The organism is Pseudomonas sp. JH-2, assembly GCF_036231725.1.
GTDB classification, from domain to species: domain Bacteria; phylum Pseudomonadota; class Gammaproteobacteria; order Pseudomonadales; family Pseudomonadaceae; genus Pseudomonas; species Pseudomonas delhiensis.
The window spans coordinates 1-1663 of sequence record NZ_JAZAQP010000108.1 but is presented as its reverse complement, the minus strand read 5'-3'; the positions used below and the strand labels follow the sequence as shown (position 1 = coordinate 1663).

Genomic DNA, 1663 nt, shown 5'->3' with positions numbered 1-1663 from the left:
CCCCCGGTGTCAGGGTAGTTGTCGTGTCCCCCGCTTTTTGAAAAGCATTCCGGGGGCGGCAAGAGTATGGTCATGCCTTTCTATTCAGAAGAACGTAAAGCTGCGCTGCTGAAAATGATGCTTCCGCCCCTGAGCCTCTCGGCGGCGGAGGTCGCTCGGCGCGAAGGTTGCAGCGATATGTCTCTCCATTATTGGCGCAAACAAGCTGCCGCCAGAGGAACGCAATTGTCCGATGCCAAGCAACCGGCCGAAAATTGGTCAGCCGAATCCAAGCTGGCGATCATCATAGAAACAGGTTCGCTATCGGAACTGGAAATCGGTGAGTACTGCCGACGAAAAGGTATTTTTCCCGAGCAAATAACCGATTGGCGCAACGCTTTTATCGCCGGCAGCACGAAACAGTCAACCGCGAAAACTGCAAGCTCCGGACAGTCACGGGATGATAAAAATCGTATCCGTGAACTTGAACGTGAGTTGCGCCGCAAAGATGCAGCCCTGGCTGAAACAGCGGCCTTACTGGTACTACGAAAAAAGCTCAATGCCTACTGGGGGAGCGACGACGAGGCCACCTGACCTTGTTGCCAGAACGGTATTTACTCGTTGATTGGCTTAATGAAGCCATTCTGGCGGGCGCCCGCAGGGCGCCTGCTTGTCAGGAGGTAGGCATTTCACTGAGGACACTGCAACGCTGGAGCTTGCCGCAAGAACTCTTGGCAGATGGACGCACGACGACGCTTAGGCCGATACCGAACAACGCGCTCAGTGAGCTTGAACGGCAAGGCATCGTGACGCTGTGCAACAGCAAAGCCTATGCGCACCTCCCGCCAAGCCAGATCGTGCCGCAATTGGCCGATGAAGGAAGATATGTAGCCTCGGAGGCGACTTTTTATCGTGTGCTGCATGCGGCAGGTCAGCAGCATCACCGATCCAGAGCCAAGCGACCGCATCGCCATGAGGCACCGACCACTTACGCAGCGACTTCAGCTAATCAGGTGTGGTCATGGGACATCACCTACTTGCCGTCCCCGGTTCGCGGGAAATTTTACTACCTCTATCTGATCGAAGACATCTACAGCCGAAAAGCCGTGGGCTGGGAAGTTTATGAAGCCGAGAGCGGGGAAAAGGCAGCAGCGTTGCTGCAACGAAGCGTGACTCAGGAGAAGTGTTGGCGCCAGCCGCTGGTGCTTCACTCGGACAACGGTGCACCGATGAAATCGGTGACGTTACTGACCAAGATGTATGACCTGGGCATCACGCCGTCTCGCGGTCGACCACGGGTTAGCAACGACAACCCGTACTCGGAATCACTGTTCAGGACACTGAAATACTGCCCGCAGTGGCCACAGGCGGGGTTTACCAGCCTGGATGATGCGCGTATCTGGGTGAGGAATTTTATGACCTGGTACAACACCGTGCACCGTCATAGCCGGATCCGCTTCGTAACACCGGCTCAACGTCATGAAGGAAAAGACCGAGAAATCTTGGCTCGTCGAGATGCGATATACCGGCAGGCCAGAGAGAAAAGACCGGAACGATGGTCAGGAGAGACACGCAACTGGAACCCTATCGGGACGGTGTATCTGAACCCTGAAAGGGAACTGACCGTGGTAATAAAAATCGCGTAGCGCGACGGTGGACGCGACAACTACCTTGAAAAACGCCG

At 55.4% G+C, this 1663-nt stretch carries 1 protein-coding gene; it reads left to right on the top strand.

All coding sequences use genetic code 11. The features are described 5' to 3' along the window. Window positions 1-72: 72 nt before the first annotated feature. Window positions 73-1625, top strand: a protein-coding gene (locus tag VV867_RS30910) for an IS3 family transposase (protein WP_193791350.1) whose coding sequence is annotated in 2 segments (ribosomal slippage) — window positions 73-535 and window positions 535-1625 — 1554 coding nt in all. Because the reading frame shifts where the segments join, the coding sequence is not laid out codon by codon here. Window positions 1626-1663: the final 38 nt, after the last annotated feature.